The organism is Micromonospora sp. NBS 11-29 (genome assembly GCF_002140155.1).
Lineage (GTDB): Bacteria > Actinomycetota > Actinomycetes > Mycobacteriales > Micromonosporaceae > Micromonospora.
In genome coordinates, this window is the sequence record NZ_NAPR01000012.1 from 130519 (window position 1) to 153047 (window position 22529).

Genomic DNA, 22529 nt, shown 5'->3' on the forward strand with positions numbered 1-22529 from the left:
GGTCGTGGGCGCTCAGTGAGCTCCGGCCGGGTGGTGGGTCGCCTGGGAGACGAGTCGCGCGACCTCCGCCAGTGCTGACGGCCGGGCCATGCCGACGTGGTCGGTGTCCACCCAGTGCTCTTCGATGCGACCGTCGACGTACGGTCGCCAACGCTGCGGGGTCAGCCGCGGGTCGGTGCGGCCCGCGGCGGCTCCGAAGAACTCCAGGTCGCCCCGGAACCGGCCGAGGGTGAGCCCCTGCACGAGACGGACGTTGTTGGCGAAGACGGCGATCATCCGGTCGATGTCGTCCGTGTCGAGGTTCGCCACGGCGCTGCCGGACTCCCGCAGCCGGGCGGTCACCTCGGCCCGTCGCAGCGGCCCCTCGGCCAGCTCCGCGCGGTCGACGTGGGCCGCGTTCAGCAGGATCGCCAGCACCTCCTGCTCGCCGACCTCCCGGTCGTCGGAGTCGGCCACGTCGGGATAGGCGTCGAGGACCGCGAGGAGCCGCACGTCACCCCCCTCGGCCTGCAACCGGGCGGCGACCGCGTGCGCGACCAGGCCGCCGAAGGACCAGCCGAGCAGCTGGTACGGCCCCTCGGGGGCGACCGCGCGGATCTGGTCGGCGTAGTCCCGCGCCATCTCGTCCACGTCGGCGGCGAGTGGGTCGCCCCGACGCAGGCCGCGCGCCTGCAGCGCGTACACGGGCTGGTCCCGGTGCAGGTGGCGCAGCAGTCCGGTGTAGATCCAGCCGAAGCCACCGGCCGGGTGCAGGCAGAACAGCGGCGGCCGGTCGCCCGTGGTCCGCAGCGGCAGCACCACCCCCAACGAGTCCGGCCCGGCGCCGGCTCCGTCGAGGCGCGCGGTCAGGGCGGCGACCGTGGGCGCCTCGAACAGGTCGCGGACCGCGACCTCGACACCGAGCACCGCCCTGATCCGGCCGACCAGCCGGGTCGCCAGCATCGAATGGCCGCCCGCGTCGAAGAAGCCGTCGTCGATGCCGACCCGGGGCACCCCGAGCACCTCGGCGAAGAGCTGGCACAGCACCTCCTCGCGCGGGTCACGGGGCAGCCGGCCGGCGCCGGTGACGGCCCACCCGGGTTCGGGCAGGGCGTCCCGGTCGAGCTTGCCGTTGGGGGTGAGCGGCAGCGCGTCCACCACGACGAACGCCGCCGGGATCAGGTAGTCGGGCAACCGCTGGGCCAGCTCCGAGTGGAGTTCGGCCGGGTCGGGGCGGGTGCCGTCGGCCGGCACCAGGTAGGCGACCAACGCCTTCTCCCCCGACGCGCGGGTGCGCACCACCACCGCCGCCCGGGTCACCGACGGGTACGCGGCGAGTGCCGTCTCCACCTCGCCGGGCTCGATCCGGAAACCGCGGATCTTGACCTGGTCGTCGGTGCGGCCGAGGAACTCCAGCACCCCGTCGGCGCTCCACCGGGTGAGGTCACCGGTCCGGTACATCCGGGCGCCGGGCTGGTCGAACAGTTCGGCGAACGGGTCCGCCACGAACCGTTCGGCGGTCAGCGTGGGCTGGTCCCAGTAGCCCCGGGCCAGCCCGGCGCCCGCCAGGTACAGCTCCCCCGGCACGCCGGGCGGCACCGGCCGCAGCCGCTCGTCCAGGACGTAGGTGCGGGTGTTGTCCAACGGACGGCCGATCGGGACGCTCGCCGGCACCTCGTCCGGGTCGGTGAAACGGTGCCAGGTGCGGCCGAGGGTGGTCTCCGTCGGCCCGTACAGCACCTTCACGACGATGCCCGGGCAGTGGCCGAGCACCCGACGGACCGCCGTGGGCGACACCACGTCACCGCCGGTCCAGACCTGCGTCATGCCGGCGAACGCGTCCGGCGCCTCGTCGGCGATGACCCCGAAGAGCCCGGCCGTGGCCAGCAACGAGGTGACCCCCTCGGTGGCGACGACCCGGCGGAGCATCTCGGCGTCCAGGTCACCGGGCGGAGCGACGACGATGCTGCCGCCGGTCAGCAACGGACTCCACAGTTCGTAGGTGGAGATGTCGAACGCGTACGGCGAGTGCATCAGGACCCGCCCGTCCGGGCCGCCCTCCCAGCACCGGTCCAGCGCCAGGTCGATGGCGTCGCGGTGGGTGATGCCGATGCCCTTGGGCACCCCGGTCGAGCCGGAGGTGAACATCACGTAGGCGAGCCGGTCCGGCGTGACCGGCAGCGCCGGGTCGTGGTCCGGCCCGGCGACCGGGTCCGGATCGCCCTCCACGACCAGGGTCGGCACGCCGGGCGCGGGCAGCCGGTCGCGCAGGGCCGGGTCGACCAGCAGCAGCCGCGCGTCGGCGTCCACCATCACCCGCCGCATCCGCTGCGCCGGGTGCCCGGTGTGCAGGGGCAGGTAGACGCCGCCGGCCTTGAGCACGGCCAGGGTGGCCACGACCAGGTCCACCGAGCGTTCCGCCAGGACGGCGACCCGGTCCTCCGCGCGGACGCCCGCCTCGATCAGCCGGTGGGCCAGGCGGTTGGCGCGCACGTCCAGCTCCCGGTAGGTCAGCCGGGTGCGGCCCGCGCGCACCGCGATCGCGTCCGGGGTACGGGCGACCTGCTGGGCGAACCGCCCGGGCAGCGACGCCGCGGAACGCTGCGGCGCGTACCGGGTGTCGTTCCACTCGACGAGGATGCGTTCACGCTCCGCCTCGTCGAGGAGCGGGAGCCGGCCGATCGGCTGGTCGGGGTCGGCGACGGCGTGCCCGAGCACGCGGACGAACCGGTCGGCCAGGGCGTCGACCGTACGGCGGTCGAACAGGTCGGTGCGGTACTCCACCATCACGTCCAGGCCGGCGGGGGCGCCGTCGGCGTCGCGGCGCTCCACCGCGTTGACCGTGAGGTCGAACTTGGCGACGCCGAGCCCGACCATCTCCGGGCGGACCTCCACCCCGGGCAGCCGCAGGTCGGCCGAGGGCGCGTTCTGCAACGCCAGGAAGACCTGGAACAGGGGGTGCCGGGCGAGGGACCGCTCCGGGCGGAGGTCCTCCACCAGCTTCTCGAACGGCACGTCCTGGTGGGCGTAGGCGGCCAGGTCGGTCTCCCGGACCCGGGCCACCAACTCGCGGAAGGTCGGGTCGCCCGAGGTGTCGGTGCGCAGCACCAGGGTGTTGATGAGCAGTCCCACGAGGTCGTCGAGGGCGTCGTCGGTGCGGCCGGCCACCGGGGTGCCGATGGGGATGTCCGTGCCGGCCCCCACCCGGGTGAGCAGCGCGGCCAGCGCGGCCTGCACCACCATGAACAGGGTCGCGCCGCCCTCCCGTGCCAGCACCGACACGTCCCGGTGCAGCTCGGCGGGGAGCCGGCGCAGGATCGCGTCGCCCCGCCGCCCGGCCACCGCCGGCCGGGGACGGTCGGTCGGCAGGTCGAGTTCCTCCGGCGCCCCGGCCAGGGTCCGGCGCCAGAAGTCGTACTGCTCGCGCAGCAGGTCGCTCGGCGCGTCGTCGGTGCCGAGCAGGGTGCGCTGCCAGAGCGTGTAGTCCGCGTACTGCACCGGCAGCGCGGACCAGCGGGGGGCCTCTCCCCCGGCGCGCGCCGTGTAGGCGGTGCCCAGGTCGCGGGTCAGCGGCGCCAGCGACCACCCGTCGGCGGCGATGTGGTGCAGCAGCAGCAGGAGCACGTGCTCCTCCGGGGCGACCTCGAAGAGCGTGGCCCGCACCATCGGGTCGGCGGCCAGGTCGAAGCCCTCCCGCGCCGCCGCGGCGAGCGCGTCGGGCAGCGCGGCCGGCGTCGTCCGGTGGACCGGCAGCGCCGGCCTGGCCTCCTCGGGACGCAGGACGTGTTGGTGAGGGACGCCGTCGACGTCCCGGAAGACGGTCCGCAGGCTCTCGTGCCGGTCGGTCACGTCGCCGAGCGCGAGGCGCAGTGCGCGCCGGTCGAGCGCCCCGGTGAGCCGCAGCGCCACCGGTAGGTGGTAGCTGGGGTCGGGGCCGCCGAGGCGGCCCAGGAACCACAACCGGCTCTGCGCGAACGACAGCGGCACCCGTTCCGGGCGGGGGGCCGGCCGCAGCGCGGGACGCCGGTCCCGCACCGACCGCTGGAGCACCTCGGCGAGCCGCGCGACGGTGGGCGCCTCGAACAGGTCGCGGATCGCCAGTTCCACGTCCAGCACGGTACGGATCCGGCTGACCAGGCGGGTGGCGAGCAGGGAGTGGCCGCCCAGGTTGAAGAAGTTGTCCTCGACACCGACCCGCGGCAGGCCCAGGACCTCCGCGAAGAGCGCGACGAGCAGTTCCTCCTGGGGCGAGCGGGGCGCGCGGCCCGCGTCGGCGACCACCGGCGCGGGCAGGGCCGCCCGGTCGAGCTTGCCGTTGCGGGTCAACGGCAGCGCGTCGAGGCGGACGAACGCCGACGGCACCATGAACCCGGGCAGCGTGCGGGTCAGCTCCTCGCGCAGCCGCTGCACGTCCACCGTCGCGTCCTTCGCCGGAACCAGGTAGGCGACCAGCCGCCGGTCCCCCGGGCGGTCCTCACGGGCCACGACGGCCGCGGCGCCCACGCCCGGACACGCGGTGAGGGCGGCCTCGATCTCGCCCGCTTCGATCCGGAAGCCCCGGATCTTGAGCTGGTGGTCCGCCCGGCCGACGAACTCCAGCTCGCCGGCCGTGGTCCACCGCGCCAGGTCGCCGGTGCGGTACATCCGGCTCCCGGCGTCGTCGAACAGCGCCGCGAACGGGTCGGCGACGAAGCGTTGCCCGGTCAGCGCCGGCCGGTTCAGGTAGCCCCGGGCGACCCCGGCGCCGGCCAGGTACAGCTCGCCGACCATGCCCGGCACCACCGGGCGCAGCGTCTCGTCCAGCAGGTAGACCCGGTCCCGGTCGACCGGGCGGCCGATCGGCGCCGACGCGGGCCAGGTGGCCGAGGCGACGGGCAGCGTGTGCGTGGTGACCGCGTGGGTCTCGGCGGGACCGTAGACGTTGTGCAGCCGCCGGCCGGGCAGCCGGTCGTGGAAGGTCCGCATCCGCTCGCTCGGCACGAGCGCCTCGCCGCCCTGGAACACGTCGGTGAGATCGGGCAGCGCGGTCCCCCGCCGTTCGGCCGCCTCGGCGAGCGCCTCGATGACGAGGTTGGGCGCGAAGAACTCGTTGACCCGGTGCCGCTCCAGCCAGCCGACCAGGGCGTCGGGGTCGCTGCGCACGCCGTCGGTGGGCACCACGAGCGTGCGGCCGGTGACCAGCGGCGCGAGGATCTCCTGCACCGAGAAGTCGAAACCGATCGCGGTGAACTGCGCGGTCCGCACGCCCGGCCCGCCGGGGAACCGCCGGGCGTGCCAGGCCAGCAGGTTGGACAGGCCCGCCCCGGGCATCATGACCGCCTTGGGCCGACCGGTCGAACCGGAGGTGTAGATGACGTACGCGGGGTTGCCCGCCGCCGGCGGGGTGCGGCGCTCCGCGTCGTCGAGGTCGGTGCCGGCGACGGTCCCGTCGGCTTCCGGCCGGACCCGGTCGAGACGGGCGGGGATGCCCGCGCACGCCCCCGGCACGGTGACCACGCAGACCGGCTCGGCGTCGTCGAGCATCCCGCCGATCCGCTCGGCCGGGTACTCGGTGTCCACCGGCAGGTAGGCGGCGCCCGTCTTGAGGATGGCGAGCAGCGCCACGACCAGCTCGACGCAGCGCGGCAGGGCCAGCGCCACGATCCGTTCCGGCCCCGCGCCGTGGCCGACGAGACGCCGGGCCAGCCGGTTGGCGCGGGCGTTGAGGTCGGCGTAGGTCACCTCCGCCGCGTCGTGCACCAGCGCCACCGCGTCCGGTGTCCGTGCGGCCTGCCGCTCGAACAGTCGGTGCACGCGCTCGTCTGCGCCCGGTGGCCGCCCGGTGGTGTTCCAGTCGATCAGCAGCCGGCGTCGCTCGGCCGGGTCGAGGAGTTCGATCGCGCCGAGCGGGACGTCCGCGTCGGCGGTGACGGCCGCCAGCAGACGCACGAACCGGGACGCCAGGGCCTCGGCGGTCGTCCGGTCGAACAGGTCGGCGCTGAACTCCAGCGCACCGTCGACGCCGGCCGGCGCGCCGTCGGCCCCCCGGCGCTCCACCATGCTCAGGTGCAGGTCGAACTTGGCGATACCGACCCCGACCGGGGTCGCGGCGGCGCGCAGGCCGGGCAGGTCCAGGTGGGTCTGGCCGTCGCTGAGGAAGGACAGCATGACCTGGAAGAGCGGATGCCGGGCCAGGGACCGCTCCGGGGCCAGTCGTTCGACGAGCTTCTCGAACGGCAGGTCCTGATGGGCGTACGCGGCCAGGTCGGATTCGCGCACCCGCCCGACCAGCGTCCGGAAGGTCGGGTCGCCCGAGGTGTCGGTGCGCAGGACGAGCGTGTTGACGAAGAACCCGACCAGGTCGTCGAGGGCGTTGTCGGCCCGCCCGGCGATCGGGCTGCCGACGGGGATGTCGGTGCCCGCCCCGTGCTTGGTGAGCAGCACGGCGAAGGCGGCCTGCAACACCATGAAGACGCTGGCCCGGGTCTGTGTCGCCAGGCCCAGGACCGTCCGGTGCAGGTCGGCGTCGAGCCGGCACGGCACGGCGTCACCGAGGTGGCTGACGACGGCGGGACGCGGCCGGTCCACCGGCAGCGACAGCACCTCGGGAATACCGTCCAGGGCCGCGGTCCAGTGCCTGAGCTGGTGGCTGAAGCGACTGTCCGGGTCGTCCTCGGCGCCGAGCAGGTCACGCTGCCAGATGGCGTAGTCGGCGTACTGCACGGGCAGCGGTCGCCAGTCGGGGGCGCGACCCGCGCGACGCGCCGCGTACGCGGTGGACAGGTCGCGGGCCAACGGCTGCCAGGACCAGCCGTCCCCGGCGATGTGGTGCAGGAGCAGCAGCAGCACGTACTCCTGCGGCGCCACGGTGAACAGGGTGGCGCGCAGCGGGAGTTCGGCGGCCAGGTCGAACCCGTGCCGGGCGGCGACGCCGACCTGTTCGTCCACCTCGGCGGCGGTCGTCTCCACCAGGTCCAGGACCGGCCGGGCCGCCGCCGCGGAAACGATGTCCTGGTGCGGTACGCCGTCGATCTCCGGGAAGCGGGTGCGCAGCGCCTCGTGCCGCGCGGTGACGTCCCGGAGCGCGGCGTGCAGCGCGGCCCGGTCGAGGTCTCCGGTCAGCCGGATGCTCAGCGGGATGTTGTAGGTCGGGCGGGGGCCCTCCATGCGGTACAGGAACCAGAGCCGGTACTGCCCGAAGGACAGCGGTGGCCGGTCGGGCCGGGGCTGCGGGGTGAGCGCCGGACGGGTGCCCTGGGCGCCGTCGAGGGCCACCGCGAGTTCGGCGACGGACGGCGCCTCGAACAGGTCGCGGACGGTCAGCTCGACACCGAGCACGGCGCGGATCCGGCNACGCCCACCCTCGGCAGGCCGAGGACCTCTCCGAACAGCGTGCCGAGAATCTCCTCCCGCTGGTTGCGCGGCCCCTGCGAGGCGGCCTGGGCGTCCCAGTCGGGGGCGGGCAGCGCGGCGCGGTCGAGTTTGCCGTTGGCGGTCACCGGCAGGTCGTCGAGCACGACCACGGCGGCCGGCACCAGGTACGACGGGAGCAGGCGTCCGGCGTGCGCCCGCAACGTCGCCGGCAGCCCGGACGTGTCGTGGGCGCGGGCGGGGTCGTTGGCGAAGCGGCCCAACGGCCCGTCCAGGTCCCCCGCCGGGTGGTACGCCCCGGTCACCGGCCCGGACCCGCCGAGGACGAACACCACCTCCAGCCCGCCGTCCTCCCGGCCGCCCGCCCAGGTCACGGCCGTCCGGTAACCGAGGCGGTCGCCGAGTGACCAGAACTCCTCCGGGTCGACGGCCGGGTCGGGGGGTGGGGCCTCCAGGTGCGCCACGGCGGCGACGACGTCACCGCGCTCCAGCGCCCGGCGTGCCGCCGACTCGGCGGCCACGCGCGCGTTGGGCACACCGACCACGCGTAGGCGCACCGGCCGGCGTCGGGCGAGCAGGTCGGCGAGCGTCGTCACGTCGGCGGCATCGCCGCCCCACCGCAGCGTCTCCTCGGCGGGTTCCCGGGGTTGCTCCCCGGCGGCGCCGGTACGCAGGACCACGTCGTACCGGTAGCGGCTCATCTCGTTGTGGTGCCGGCCCCGGCGGACCTCGACGTCGACCCCGGCGACGGCCGGCACCCGGCCGCCGAGGGCGGCGAAGAAGTCCGGCTCCAGCAGGAGCTCCGGCTCGGCGGTGAGGCTCTGCTCGACCGCCCGGCGCACCGTCGCCGCGTTCCCGAAGCCGCCGCCGCGACGCAGTTCGACCGCCGTGCGGAAGGTGCGCAGCAGCCGGTGGTCGCGGACGTCGCCCACGAACACGACGCCGCCCGGCGCGAGCAGGTCCACCGCCTTACCGAGCACCTCGGCAAGGTAGTCGGCGCTCGGGAAGTACTGGACCACCGAGTTCAGCACGACGGTGTCGAAGTAGCCGGTGGGCAGACCCTCCACCACGTCCGCGGTCTGCGCCCGCAACTCGACCCGGTCCGCCAGCTCCGGCCGGTCCGCCAGTTGGGCCCGCAGCCGGTCGATCACCGCCGGCGAGATGTCCGTACCCCAGTAGGCCTCGCAGTCGTCGACGAGCGCCGCCATGATCAGACCGGTGCCGCAGCCGATCTCCAGCACCCGCCGCGGGCGCAGCGCCCGGATCCGCTCCACGGTTCCCCGGCGCCACTCCTCCATCTCCTCGACCGGCACGGCCGTGCCGGTGTAGCTGCTGTTCCAGCCGGTGAAGTCGGCGCCGAACCGACCGGAGACGGTTTCGTAGTGGCGGTCGTAGGTCTCCCGCCACCGGTGCAACTGGGCCTGCTCCCGCTCCGCGTCCCGGTCCTCGTCGGCGCGGACCGGGACCACGTAGGCGACCAACCGCCTGTCCCCGTCGCGGCTGTCGGCGACGACGGCGACCCGGCCGACCGACGGGTGGGTGGCGAGCGCCGCCTCCACCTCGCCGGGCTCGACCCGGAAGCCACGCACCTTGACCTGGTGGTCGGAGCGGCCGGCGAACTCCAACTGGCCGTCCGTCCGCCACCGGGCCAGGTCGCCCGTGCGGTACATCCGGGTGCCGGCCGCACCGTACGGATCGGCGACGAACCGCTCGGCGGTGAGGGCGGGACGGTCCCGGTAGCCGCGGGCGACACCGTCACCGGCGAGGTACAGCTCACCGACCACCCCGGGCGGCGTCGGGGCCAGCGTGGCGTCGAGGACGTAGACCCGGGCGTTGGGGATCGGGCGGCCGATCGGCGGGGCGACCGCACCCGACAGCGGCGCGCTCATGGTGGCGCAGACCGTCGCCTCGGTGGGACCGTACGCATTGATCATGCGCCTGCCTCGGGACCAGCGTTCGACCTGGTCGGGCGGGGTGGCCTCGCCGGCGACGACCAGGTCCGTCCCGGCGGGCAGGGCATCGTCGGGCAGGACCGGGAGCACGGCCGGCGGCAGGGTGACGAAGGTGACCCCGGCGCGCGACAGCAGGTCGGCGAGCGCGGGGCCCGGCTGGAGCCGCTCGACGGGCGCCACCACCAGGGCCGCCCCGGAGAGCAGGGCGAGCGTGAGCTCCCAGAGCGCGGCGTCGAAACTGATCGAGGCGAACTGGAGCACCCGTCGGCCCGGCCGCAGGCCGAACTCGACGGTCAACGGCATGAGGTTGGCGACCACGTTGCGGTGCGACACCGGCACGCCCTTGGGCCGGCCGGTCGAGCCCGAGGTGTAGATGACGTAGGCCAGGTGCAGCGGATGCAGCGCGGCGGTCCGTTCGGCGTCGGTCACGTCCGTGTCCGGGAGACCGTCGCCCGGCTCCCGGTCGACCAGCAGGTGCCCCGGCGACGGCGGGAGCAGGTGGGCCAGCGGACCGACGGACAGCACCACCGCGGGATGCGCGTCCCCGAGCAGGTAGGCGATCCGTTCGGCCGGATAGTCCGGGTCGACCGGCAGGTACGCGCCGCCGGCCTTGAGCACGGCCAGCACCGCGACGACCAGGTCCGGGCCCCGGGGCAGGAACAGCGCCACCACCTGCTCCGGGCCGACGCCCCGCCGGATCAGCACCCGGGCCAGCCGGTTGGCCCGGGCGTTCAACGCCGCGTAGCTCGTCTCCACGCCCTCGTACACCAGCGCGGTGGCGTCCGGCGTCGCCCTGACCCGCTGCTCAAACACGTCCGGCCAGGTCCCGTCCGGCACGTCCCGGCGGGTGTCGTTCCACTGCCGCACCAACCGGTCGTGCTCGGCGCCGGTGAGGACGGGCACCTCGCTGATCCGCCGGTCGGGGTCGGCGGTGACCGTCTCCAGCACCCGGGTGAGCCGCGCGCCGAGCGCCTCGACCGTCTCCCGCTCGAACAGGTCGCTGTTGAACTCCCAGTCGCCGTCGATCCACCGGGTCCCGTCGGCGTCGCGGCGTTGCGCGACGGCCAACGCCAGGTCGAACTTGGCGAACCCGACCGCCACCGGTTCGACGGACGCCGTCAGACCGGCGAGAGCGGGTTGCGCCTCGGGCATGCTCTGGAACGCCAGCAGGACCTGGAAGAGCGGGTTGCGGGCCAGCGACCGCTGCGGGTTCAACGTCTCGACCAACTTCTCGAACGGCATCTCCTGGTGCGCGTACGCGGCCAGGTCGACGGCGCGCACGCGCGCGAGGAGGTCCCGGAAGGTCGGGTCGCCGGAGGTGTCGACCCGCAGCACCAGGGTGTTGACGAAGAAGCCGATGGCGTCGTCGAGGGCCTCGTCGGTGCGGCCCGCGATCGGACTGCCGATGGGGAGATCGGTGCCCGCGCCCATCCGGGTCAGCAGCACCGCGAAGGCGGCGTGCAGCACCATGAACAGGCTGCTGTCGCCGGCCCTGGCCACCGCGGCCAGACGTTCGACCAGCTCCGGGGCGAGCTGGAACGCCACGGTGCGTCCCTGGTGCCGGGCCACCGGCGGGTGGGCGTGGTCGACCGGCAGGTCGAGCCGNGTCCAGTACGCCAACTGCCGGCCGTAGCGGCTGTCCGGGTCCTCCTCGGCACCGAGCAGGTCGCGCTGCCACAGCGTGTAGTCGGCGTACTGGACCGGCAGTGGGGCCCAGTCGGGGCGGCGCCCCGCCCGCCGCGCCGCGTAGGCCGTGGCCAGGTCACGGGTCAGGGGCGCGAGCGACCAGCCGTCACCGGCGATGTGGTGCAGCAGCAGGAGCAGCACATGGGTGTCGGGTCCGAGCCGGAACAGGGTGGTGCGCAGCGGAAGGTCACGGGTGACGTCGAACTCGTAGCGGGCGGCGTCGGTCAACTCCGCGGAGATCCGCTCCTCCGACGAGGACACCACCGTGAACACGCACGTCGCCGTCTCGGGGGCGACGACCTGCTGACAGGCTTCGCCGTCCAGCCCCGGATAGACCGTGCGCAGCACGTCGTGCCGCCGCACCAGGTCGGCGACGGCGGCCCGCAACGCCTCCACGTCCAGCTCACCGACCAGGCGGATGGCGGTCGGGATGTTGTAGACGTGGTTCGGCCCGGCGAGCCGGTTCAGGAACCACAGTCGACGTTGGGCGAAGGAGAGGGGAACGCGGTCCGGACGCGGCTGCGGACCGAGCGCGGGACGGGCCCCCTCGGTGCGCAGGGGCAGCCGCGCCAGACCGGCGACCGTCGGCGACTCGAACAGGTCGCGGATGGCCACCTCGGTGCCGAGCACGGTACGGATCCGGCTGATCAGCCGGGTGGCGAGCAGCGAGTGGCCGCCGAGGTCGAAGAAGCTGTCGTGGACGCCGACCCGGGTGACGCCGAGCACCTCGGCGAAGAGGGAACACAGGATCTCCTCCTGCGGTGACCGGGGGGTGCCGGACGGTCCGGTGGCGGTGACCGGGTCCGGCAACGCGGCGTGGTCCAGCTTGCCGTTGGGCGTAAGCGGCAGCGTGTCCAGAACCACGAAGGCCGACGGCACCAGGTGGGCGGGGAGGGTACGGGTCAGTCCGCCGCGCACCGCCTCGGTGTCCACCGTCCGGCCGGCGTCCGCCACCAGGTAGGCGACCAGGCGCGGGGCGCCCGGCCGTTCCTCGCGGGGGACCACCGCGACCTGGGCGACCTCCGGCCGGTCCGCGATGGCCTGTTCGATCTCGGCCGGTTCGACCCGGATGCCGCGTATCTTGACCTGGCGGTCGGCGCGGCCGGCGAACTCGAGTTCCCCGTCCGTTGTCCACCGGGCGAGGTCCCCGGTGCGGTACATCCGGGCGCCGGGACCGCCGTACGGGTCGGCGACGAACCGCTCGGCGGTCAGCGCGGGACGGCGCGGATAGCCCCGGGCGAGTCCCGCGCCGGCCAGGTACAACTCCCCGGTCACGCCGGGCGCGGCCGGCCGCAGGAAGCCGTCCAGCACGTAGGCGCGGACGTTGTCGATCGGCCGGCCGATCGGCGCGGACGCCGGCCAGTCGGCCGGGTCCGTGGGCAGCACCGTGCCGGTCACCACATGGGTCTCGGCCGGACCGTAGTGGTTGTGCAGCAGGCGGCCGGGAACAGCCGCGCAGAAGTCGCGTACCCGCCGGCCGAGCGCCAGCGCCTCACCGGCCTGCACGAGGTGCCGCAGGTCGGGCAGGGTCATCCCCCGCTCGACGGCGGTCTCCGCCAGCGCCTCGATGACCAGGTTCGGCGCGTACAGCTCGTTGACCCGGTGCTCGGCCAGCCAGGCGGCCAGGTCGGCTGCGCTGCGCCGCACCTCGTCGGTGGGCACCGCCAGGGTCCGTCCGTGCAGGAACGCGGACAGGATCTCCTGGGTCGCCACGTCGAAGCTGAGCGCGGCGAACTGCGCCACCGTGGTGCCGGTTCCCCCAGGGATCTCACGCTGGTGCCAGGCCAGCAGGTTGACCAGCGCCGCCCCGGGCATGGCGATGGCCTTCGGCCGACCGGTGGAGCCCGAGGTGTAGATCACGTAGGCCGGGTGGCGCGAGGTGAGCGGCGCACACCGCTCGTCGTCGGTGACGTCGCGGTCGGAGTGGCCCGACAGGTCCTCGGCCAGTTCCCGCTCGGTGAGCACGAGGGTGGGCCCGGCGTCGTCGAGCATGTGGGTGATCCGCTCGGCCGGGTAGTCCGGGTCGATCGGGAGGTAGGCGGCCCCGGACTTCAGCACCGCCAGCACGGCGGCGTACAGGTCGAGCGAGCGGGGCAGCCGCAGCGCCACAACCCGCTCAGGCCCGGCACCGCGCGCGATGAGCAGCCGGGCCAGACGGTTCGCGCGGGCGTTCAGCTCGGCGTAGGAGAGGCGGTCCGGCCCGAGGACGAGCGCGGTGGCGTCCGGGGTGCGCTCGACCTGCGCCTCGAACAGCTCCGGGAGCGTCCGGTCGGGCAGTTCCCGGTCCGTGCCGTTCCACTGGGTCAGGACCCGGTGCCGATGCGCCGCCAGCGTGACCGGGGTGCGGGCCACCGGCCGGTCCGGGTCCTCGGCGAAGGTTTCCAGCACCCCGCGCAGGCGGTCGAGCAGGGCGGCGGCGGCCTCGTCGGTGAGCACGTCGACGCGGTGGTCGAGGCGGAACTGGATCCGCCGTCCGGGGATGGCCAGCAGCCCCAGCGGGTAGTGCATGGCGTCGCCGACGTCCAACCGCTCCAGTCGCAGCCCGCGGGCCTCGGCCTCCAGCACCGCGGGATCGAGCGGATAGTTCTCGAAGACCACGGTGGTGTCGAAGAGGTCCCCGTGGCCGGCGATGCGCTGGACCTCGGCCAACGACAGGTGCCGGTGCTCGATGAGGCCGGACTGCTGCCGCTGGATCCGGTGCAGCAGGTCGGTCAGGGACTCCGCCGGGCGCATCCGGACGCGGACCGGCAGCGTGTTGATGAACATGCCGATGCTGGACTCGATGCCGGGGATCTCCGGCGGCCGGTTCGCCGCGGTCGCACCGAACACCACGTCGTCCCGGCCCAGCGTGTGGCCGAGCAGCAGGGCCCAGGCCCCCTGCACGACCGTGTTCAGCGTGAGGCCACGGGCGCGGGCCGTGGCGGTCACCGCCGTCGACAGGTCCTCCGTCAGCTCGTACCAGCGCTGCGCGGGGAGCTGGCCGGCGTCCTCGCCGCCCCGGCGTACCGGGGCGACCAGACTCGGCCCGTCCAGGCCGCTCAGGTGGTCGGACCACGCGCCGCGGGCGGCCGCCTGGTCGCGGCCGGCCAGCCACACCAGGTAGCTACGGTAGGACGGGGCGACCGGCAGCCCGGCGTCGTCACCGCGCTGCTTGTAGAGGGTGAACAGCTCACCGATCAGCAACGGCATCGACCAGCCGTCGAGCAACAGGTGGTGGGTGGTCAGCACCAGCGTGTGGTGGTCGGCGTCGAGCGCGACCAGCGCCATGCGCAGCAGCGGCGGGACGCCGGGGTCGAACCTCAGCGCGCGGTCCGCCGCGACGAACCCGCGCAGTCGCTCGGCCCGCTCGGTGGGCGGCAGCCCGGTGAGGTCCACCTCGCGGTACGGCAGCTCGACCTCCCTCGGCACGAACTGCACCGGTTGGTCGAGGTCCTGCTGCCAGAAGCCGACCCGCAGGTTGGGGTGTCGGCGCAGGAGCGCGCGGACGGCCGTCCGGAGATCGGCCGCGTCCAACGGACCACGCAGGTCGAGGACCAGCTGGATGGTGTAGGGGTCCACCCCGTCCTGCTGGTAGGTGACCTGGAAGAGCAGCCCCTCCTGCAACGGCGCCAGTGGCAGGACGTCCGCCAAACCGGTGCTTCTCATCAGGACACCCTCCACATGGCTTCGAGTCGGTCGAGTTGCGCCTGGCTCAGGGAGACCAGCGGCAGGTCGGACGGGGTGTGCCCGCCGGCGTCGGGCCGCTCGGCCCGGACGGCCAACGCCCGCAGCGCCCGGAACCACGTCTCCCCCAGGTCGTGCGCGGCGTCGTCGTCGAGCAGGCGTCGCGGCCAGCTCCAGACGGCCCGCAGTCGGGGACCGTCGGCCGCGTCCACGGTCAACGCGTTCAGTTCGACGGCGTGGGTCAGGGGCAGACCGGGGTCGACACCGTCGCCCAGGGAGTCGGCGTCGGGGGTGACGGTCCACTCCCCGGCGGCGCCCTCGTCCTGCCGGAACCGGCCCAGGTAGTTGAAGCCGATCTCGGGCACCGGCAGGCCGGCGAGCCGGGCGCCCGCGACCGGATCGAGGTGACGCAGCAGCCCGTAGCCCCGGCCGCCGTCGGGCAGCGCCCGGAGCTGCTCCTTGATCCGCTTGACGGCCTGCTCGACGGCGGGGCCGCCCGCCAGCGCGTCCCGACGGTCCACCGGGCCGAGGTCGAGCCGCGCCGGGTGGATGCTGGTGAACCAGCCGACGGTGCGGGAGAGGTCGGCGCCGCCGGCGCCGGTCTCCCGGCCGTGGCTCTCCAACTCGATCAGCACGGCCGCCGAGTCACCGAGCCCGTGCCGCCGACGCCAGTCGGTGACGGCCAGCGTGAACGCCGTCAGCAGGACGTCGTCGACCCGGGCCGCGAACGCGGAGGTCACCCGCGTCAGCAGGGGCTCGGTGACCTCCGGTGGCAGGGTCAGGGTGAGCCGGCCCGCGGTGGCCGCGGTGTCCAGCGCCGGGTCCAGCGGCCGGCGGGTCACCGGCGCGGTGGGCGGGGTCAGCGTGCCGATCCACCGGTCCAGTTCGGCGGCGCGTTCGCCACGCGCGGCCTCGGCCACGAGCTGACGCGCCCAGGTGCGGAACGGCGTGGGGACGGGCGCGAGCCGGACGTCGTCGGCACCGGCCAGCCAGGCGTCCCGCAGGTCGGGCAAAAGGATGCGCCAGGAGACCGCATCGACCACCAGGTGGTGCAGGGTGAGCAGGAGCCGGCCCGGCCGGTCCGGTCCCGCGTCGAACCAGACGACCTGACCGAGCGACCCGGACCAGGGATCCAGCCGGGCACGGGCGGCCGCCGCCTCGGCGGCGACCGACGCCCGCAGTTCGTCGTCGGACGCCCCGGTCACGTCGACGCGGCGCAGCCAGCCGGTCACGTCGGCCGCCTCCGGCGCGGGGATACGCATCCGCCACGACCCGTCGTCGGCCCGGGTGAAGACGGCGCGCAGCACGTCGTGGTGCGCCACCAGGGCACGCAACGCGGTGGTCAGTCGCTGCTCGCCGAGCGCCGCCGGGACACGCACCAGCAGGGCCTGGCTGAACCCCTCGATCGGACCACCACGCTCACGCAGCCAACACATGACCGGGGTGATCGGCACCTCCCCGGTGGCCTCCTCCCGGGGGCGGGTGACGCCGTCGTCGGCCAGCCGCCGGGCGGTCACCGCGAGCGCGGCCACGGTCTTGTGCTCGAAGACCTGGGCGGCGGAGATCTCCAGCCGGGCGGCGCGGGCCCGGGCGACCAGTTGGATCGCCATGATGCTGTCGCCGCCGAGGTCGAAGAAGCTGTCGTCGATGCCGATCCGGTCCTGCCCCAGCACCTGCCCGAACAGCTCCGCCAGCGAGGTCTCGGCGGCCGAGCGCGGGGCGCGGTGGGCGGCGGTCGGGGCGAAGTCGGGCACCGGCAGGGCCCGACGGTCGAGCTTGCCGTTCGTGGTCAGCGGCAGCCGGTCCAGCATCACGACGGCGGCCGGGACCATGTAGTCGGGGAGCGTGGCCGCCGCGTGCCGCCGCAGCTCCTCGGCCTCCGCCGGGTGGTCCGCCGCCACCACGTAGGCGACGACGCGCTTCTCCCCGGGACGGTCCTCGCGGACCAGCACGGCGCACTGGGCGACCGAGGGATGCCGGTCGAGCACCGACTCGATCTCGCCGAGTTCGATCCGGAAGCCACGGACCTTGACCTGGTGGTCGACCCGTCCGAGGAACTCCAGGATCCCGTCGGCGCGCCGGCGGACGAGGTCGCCGGTGCGGTACACCCGGGCCCCGGGAGGCCCGAACGGGTCGGCGACGAAACGTTCCGCGGTGGCCCCGGGACGGCCGAGGTAGCCCCGGGCCAGCCCGGCGCCCCCGAGGTACAGCTCCCCGACGACACCCGGTGGCACCAGCCGCAGCGTGGCGTCGAGGACGTGGCAGGTGACGTTGTCGAGCGGACTGCCGATCGGGACCGTGCTCGGCGGCGTCCACGGGGCCCGCATGAAGTGGTGGGTGGCGAACGTGGTGGCCTCCGTCGGGCCGTAGCCGTCGACGACCAGGGTGCCCGGCGACGCCACCAGGACCCGGGCGACGGCGGCCGGCGACACGACATCACCACCGGTCCAAACCTCGCGTACCCCGCGGAAGCACTCCGGGCTCTCCTCGGCGAGCAGGTTGAACAGTCCGGAGGTGAGCCAGAGCCCGGTGATCCGGCCCGCGTCGATGACCTGCCGCAGGGCGTCGGTGTCCAGGTCGCCGGGCGGGGCCACGACGACCGTGCCGCCGGAGAGCAGGGGCACCCAGAGTTCGTACTGCGAGGTGTCGAAGGAGTACGGGGAGTGCAGCAGCACCCGCTCCTGGTTGCCGGTCCGCCAACAGCGGTCGGTCGCCAGCCCCACCACGTCCCGGTGGGTGATGGCGACGCCCTTGGGCATGCCGGTCGAGCCGGAGGTGTACATGACGTACGCGAGCTGGTCGGGGTGGTAGGGCACGGCGGGGCCCGACGCCGGCGGCGCGCCCACCGCTTCGTCCACCGCCTCGTCCACGACGAGGACCTCGGCGGTTCCCGCCCACTCCCGGCACCGGTGTGCCTCGTCGAGCGCCCGGTCGGTGAGCAGGACGCGCGCCCCGACGTCGCGGACGATCAGGCCCATCCGCGCGGTCGGGTACCGGGTGTTGAGCGGCACGTAGTAGCCGCCCGCCCGCACCACCGCGAGCAGCGACACCACCAGGTCCACGGCGCGTTGCTGGAGCACCGCCACCGCGGACTCGGGGCCGACCCCGCGCTCGCCCAGGCGGGCGGCCATGGCGTCGACGCGGGCGTCCAGCTCGGCGTAGCTGAGTTCGACGTCGCCCGCGACCACCGCGGTCGCGGTCGGCGTCCGGCGCACCTGGGCGGCGAAGAGTTCGGCGAGCCCGGCCTCCGGTACGGGGTGGGCGGTGTCGTTCCACTCACCGAGCAGCTTCCGCCGCTCCGCGTCCGCGACCAGGTCGACCCGCCCGATCGGCAGGTCGGGCTCGGCCACCACGGCATGCAGCAGCGCGAGCAGACGGTCGACCAGGGACTGCGCGGTGCCGGGCTCGAACAGGTCGACGTCGAATTCGAGATCGCCGTCGATCCCGTCCAGCCGGCCGAGCGTGTCCCGGTGGTCGACCAGGTTGAACGTCAGGTCGAACTTGGCCACCCCGAGGTTGAGCGGTTCCCGCCGCACGTCGAGGTCCGCCAGCCGGGTCTCGGCGGTGAAGTCCTGATAGGACAGGACCACCTGGAACAGCGGGTGCCGCGCCGCCGACCGGGCCGGCCGGAGCCGCTCGACCACCCGGTCGAACGGGACGTCCTGGTTCGTGTAGGCGCCCAGGGCGGCCGGTCGCATCCGGGCGAGCAACTCGGCGAAGGGCGGGTTGCCCGAGGTGTCGACGCGTACCACCACCGGGTTGACGAAGAACCCGACCAGGTCGTCGAGGGCCGGGTCGGACCGGCCGGCGGTCGGCGAGCCGATCGGGATGTCCGTGCCGGCGCCGAGCCGGGTGAGCAGGGCGGCGAGCGCGGCCTGCAGCACCATGTGCACGGTGGCGCCCCGGGACCCGGCCATCGCGTCCAGGCGGGCGTGCAGTGCCGGCTCGATCCGCACCGGAACCGACCCGCCGCGGTGCCGGGCGATGGGCGGGCGCGGCCGGTCGAAGGGGAGGTCCAACTGGTCGGGCAGATCCGCCAGGGTCCGACTCCAGTAGTCGAGCTGACGGTTGGTCAGGCTCGCCGGGTCGGTCTCGGCACCGAGCAGGTCGCGTTGCCAGACCGCGAAGTCCGAGTACTGCACGGGCAGGGGCGCCAGTCGGGGCGGCCGGCCGGCGCGGCGCGCGGCGTAGGCGGTGGACAGGTCGTACAGGAGCGGGCGCAGCGACCAGCCGTCGCCGGCGATGTGGTGCAGCAGCAGGAGCAGGACGTGGTCACCGCTGTCCAGGGTGAACAGGTGCACCCGCACCGGGGCTCCGGCGTCCAGGTCGAAGGGCTCCCGGGCGGCGGCGGTGAGCGCGGCGGGCAGGGCCTGTTCCGTCGTGTCGGTGGCGGTCACCGGCGGCGTCGCCCGGTCGGGGGTGAGCAGTTCGGGCCGCGGCCCCTCCGGGCCGTGCCGGTAGACGGTACGCAGGATCTCGTGCCGGGCCAGGACGTCCCGGATCGCGGCGCGCAGCGCCACCGGGTCCAGGTCGCCGGTGACCCGCAGCGCGACCGGCATGTTGTACGTGGGTGCGCGACCCTCGACCTCCCGGAGCAACCACATCCGGTGCTGGGCCGGGGACATGACCGGTTCGGTGCCGTGCGGTCGGGGCCGCAGGGCCGGTCGGGCGCCCTCCGACCGGCGGGCGAGCCCGGCCAGGGCCCTCGGGGTCGGGTGTTCGAAGAGGTCCTGGATGGTCAGCTCCACCCCCAGCTCGGTGCGAGCGGCGATGAGCAGGCGGATGACGAGCAGCGAGTGACCGCCGAGGGCGAAGAAGTCGGCTTCCGGCCCGACCGCCGGCAGGTTGAGGACCGCGGCGAAGAGTCCGCACAGCGACGCCTCGAACGGCTCCTCGGGACTCGCCACGGCGTCCTCGGGCGTGACGACCGTCGGTGCCGGCAACGCCGCCCGGTCCAGCTTCCCGTTGGCGGTCGTCGGCAGCGTGTCGAGCGTGCTGACGGTGTCGGGAACGAGGTGGGCGGGGAGCTTGCGGGTCAGGTGCTCGCGCCACTGCTGCGGGCCGGTGCCGCTGCCGGCGGCGGGGACCACGTACGCCGACAGTCGCTTGTCCCCGGGGCGGTGCTCGTGCACGGTGACGGCGGCCCGGGCCACGTCCGGATGGCTGAGCAACGCCGCCTCGATCTCGCCGAGTTCGATCCGGAAGCCGCGCAGCTTCACCTGCTGGTCGGCCCGACCGACGTAGGCCAACCGATGGTCGGGCAGCCGGCGCACCAGGTCCCCGGTGCGGTACATCCGGGTGCCGGGCGGCCCGAACGGGTCGGCCACGAAGTGCCCGGCGGTGAGCGCCGCCCGCGCCAGGTAGCCGCGGGCCAGTCCGGCGCCGGCCACGTACAGCTCGCCCGTGTGGCCCGGTGGCATCGGCCGGAGCGCCCCGTCGAGGACGTGACACCGAAGGTCGGCCATCGGGGCGCCGACGGTGGACCGGCCGCCGTCGGTCGCGTCGGCGGCGGTCAGCGCCGTGTGGGTGACGTGGACGGTGGTCTCGGTGATCCCGTACATGTTCGACAGCACCGGGCGGTCGTCGGGGTGCCGGGCGAACCAGTCGCCCAGCCGGGTCGGATCGAGTGCCTCTCCCCCGAGGATCACGTGCCGCAGGGTGAGCGCGCCGGGGGGCAGTCCGCGCGCCCGGTCCGCCGCGACCAGTTCGTAGAAGGCGGACGGCGTCTGGTTGAGCACCGTCACCCGGTGCTCCACCAGCAGGTCCAGGAAGGCCAGGGAGGACCGGCAGACCGGGTACGGGACGACGACCAGTCGGCCGCCGTGCAGCAGGGCGCCCCAGATCTCCCAGACGGAGAAGTCGAAGGCGTAGGAGTGGAACAGCGTCCAGACGTCCTCGGCACTGAACCCGAACCAGCGCCGGGTGGCGGCGAACAGCCGCACCACGTTGCCGTGCGGCACCACCACGCCCTTCGGGCGGCCCGTCGAGCCCGAGGTGTAGATGACGTACGCGGGATGATCGGGGTGGGCCGCGACCGTCGGGTCGGTGGCCGGGAAGGCGGCGGCCGGTTCCTCATCGAGGGCGACCAGGTGCACGCCCTCCGGGGTCGTCACCGCGTGCCGGGTGGCGGCGACGACGGCGACCGGCCCGGTGTCCGAGAGCATGTAGTCGATGCGCTCGGCCGGGTAGTCCAGGTCGAGCGGCAGGTACGCGGCCCCGGACTTGGTCACGGCGAGCAGCGCGACCAGCAGGTCCACCGAGCGCGCGAGCGCGACGGCGACGGTCTGCTCGGGGCGGACACCACGGGCGACCAGCAGGTTGGCGAGTTGGTTGGCGCGGGCGTCGAGCTGCGCGTAGGTGAGGCTCTGGTCCTCGTACACGACCGCGACCGCGTGCGGGGTGCGGGCCGCCTGGGCCGCGAAGAGCGCGGCCAGCCCTGTCGTGGGGGCGGCGACCGGCTCGTCCGCGCCCGCGGGCGGTGGCTCCTGCTCGCCCGGGCCGAGCAGGTCGAGGCGGCCGGCCGGCAGCTCGGGGTCCGCGGCGGCGAACCGCGTCACCAGGGCGGTGAACCGGGCGAGGTGCGCGTCCACCTCCGCCCGGTCGAACAGCGCCGGTGCCGCCTCCAGCTCGATGCGGAGGCCACCGTCGCCGGGCTGCTCGTAGATCGAGAACTTCAGGCCCTCCACCGGCCCGGTGGACAGGGGACGGATCTCGGTCCGGATCCCGGCGAAGGTGGGCGTCCCGTCGGCGGTCATGATGTTGGCGACCGTGTCGAACAGGCGCCGGTCGTCGGCCAGCAGCCCCAGCTCGCGACGCAGGACCGGGTACGGGTACGCCTGGTGGCGCAGCACCGTGGCGGTGGCGCGGCGGGCCTCGACGACGAGGTCGCGCAGCGAGGCGCCGGGGCGTGCCGGTACCCGCACCGGCAGGACGTTGGCCAGCATCGAGGGGGTGTGGCGGGTGACCCGGTCCCGGCGGCCGGTCACGGCGAGCCCGAGCACCGCGTCCCGGGTGCCGCCGAGGCGGCCGAGGTAGAGCCCGATCGCCGTCAACGCGACCAGTTGCCAGCCGGTGGCGGCCGAGCGGGCCAACGCGTCCAGGCCCGCCCGGACCGGGTGCGGGAGGACCGCGGTGCCGCGCAGGGCGGCCGGCCCGGCGACCGGGGTCGTGGCGGGCAGACCGGCCGTGCCCCCGGGGGTCAGGGCGTCGACGTCGACGTTCAGCCAGTGGGCGCGGTCCGCGGCGTAGCGGGGCGACTCCCGGTAGGCGTGTTCGGCCGCGACCACGGCCGCCAGCTCACCGTCGCCGGACGAGGGGGCCGCACCGTCGTACGCCGCGGCCACGCGCTGGGTGAACAGGCGCACCCCGTAGCCGTCCAGGAGCAGGTGGTGGACGTGGTGGAACCAACGGTGCCGGTCGGGGCCGAGGGTGATCAGCGCCTGGGTGAAGAGCGGCCGGTCGGTCGTCACCGGCAGGGCGGTGGCCAGCCGTCGGGCCATCCACGCCTCGCTGGCGCCCTCCGGGTCGGGTTCGGCGCTGACGTCGACGCGGTGCAGCGGCCAGTCGCACGCTTCGGCGGCCACCACGCTCTGGCGTACCGTCCCGTCGTCGCGGGCGTGGAACCGTACCCGCAGCGCCTCGGTGCCGGACACGGCGGCGCGCAACGCCGCCTCGAAGCGGTCCGGGTCGAGCGGGCCGTGCAGGTCCAGGTGCTCCGCGCTGCTGTACGCCGGGTTCCGCGGGTCTCTGGCCTGCGCGAACCAGATGCCGAGTTGGGCCTCGGTGAGGGCCAGCGACGCGTCCTGCGCGACAGACATTGCATCTCCTCGTGTCCGAGCCATCGGATCGTGTGGTGCCGCCGGCGGCGGTCACCGCCGTGGTCCAGGCCGGGGCTGACCG

Annotated in this window: 3 protein-coding genes; all 3 read right to left on the bottom strand. The window is 74.6% G+C overall.

The genetic code is table 11. From position 1 onward, the window contains the following. Positions 1-12: 12 nt before the first annotated feature. Positions 13-7296, bottom strand: a complete 7284-nt coding sequence (locus B1205_RS15345; RefSeq protein WP_089156238.1) for an amino acid adenylation domain-containing protein — start codon at positions 7294-7296, stop codon at positions 13-15. Further along, positions 7278-14612, bottom strand: a complete 7335-nt coding sequence (locus B1205_RS15350) for a non-ribosomal peptide synthetase (RefSeq protein WP_140158059.1) — start codon at positions 14610-14612, stop codon at positions 7278-7280. The genes B1205_RS15345 and B1205_RS15350 overlap by 19 nt, the downstream gene beginning before the upstream one ends. Continuing rightward, entirely contained in the window at positions 14612-22447 is a 7836-nt protein-coding gene (locus B1205_RS15355) for a non-ribosomal peptide synthetase (RefSeq protein WP_140158060.1), read from the bottom strand. The genes B1205_RS15350 and B1205_RS15355 overlap by 1 nt, the downstream gene beginning before the upstream one ends. Positions 22448-22529 lie beyond the last annotated feature (82 nt).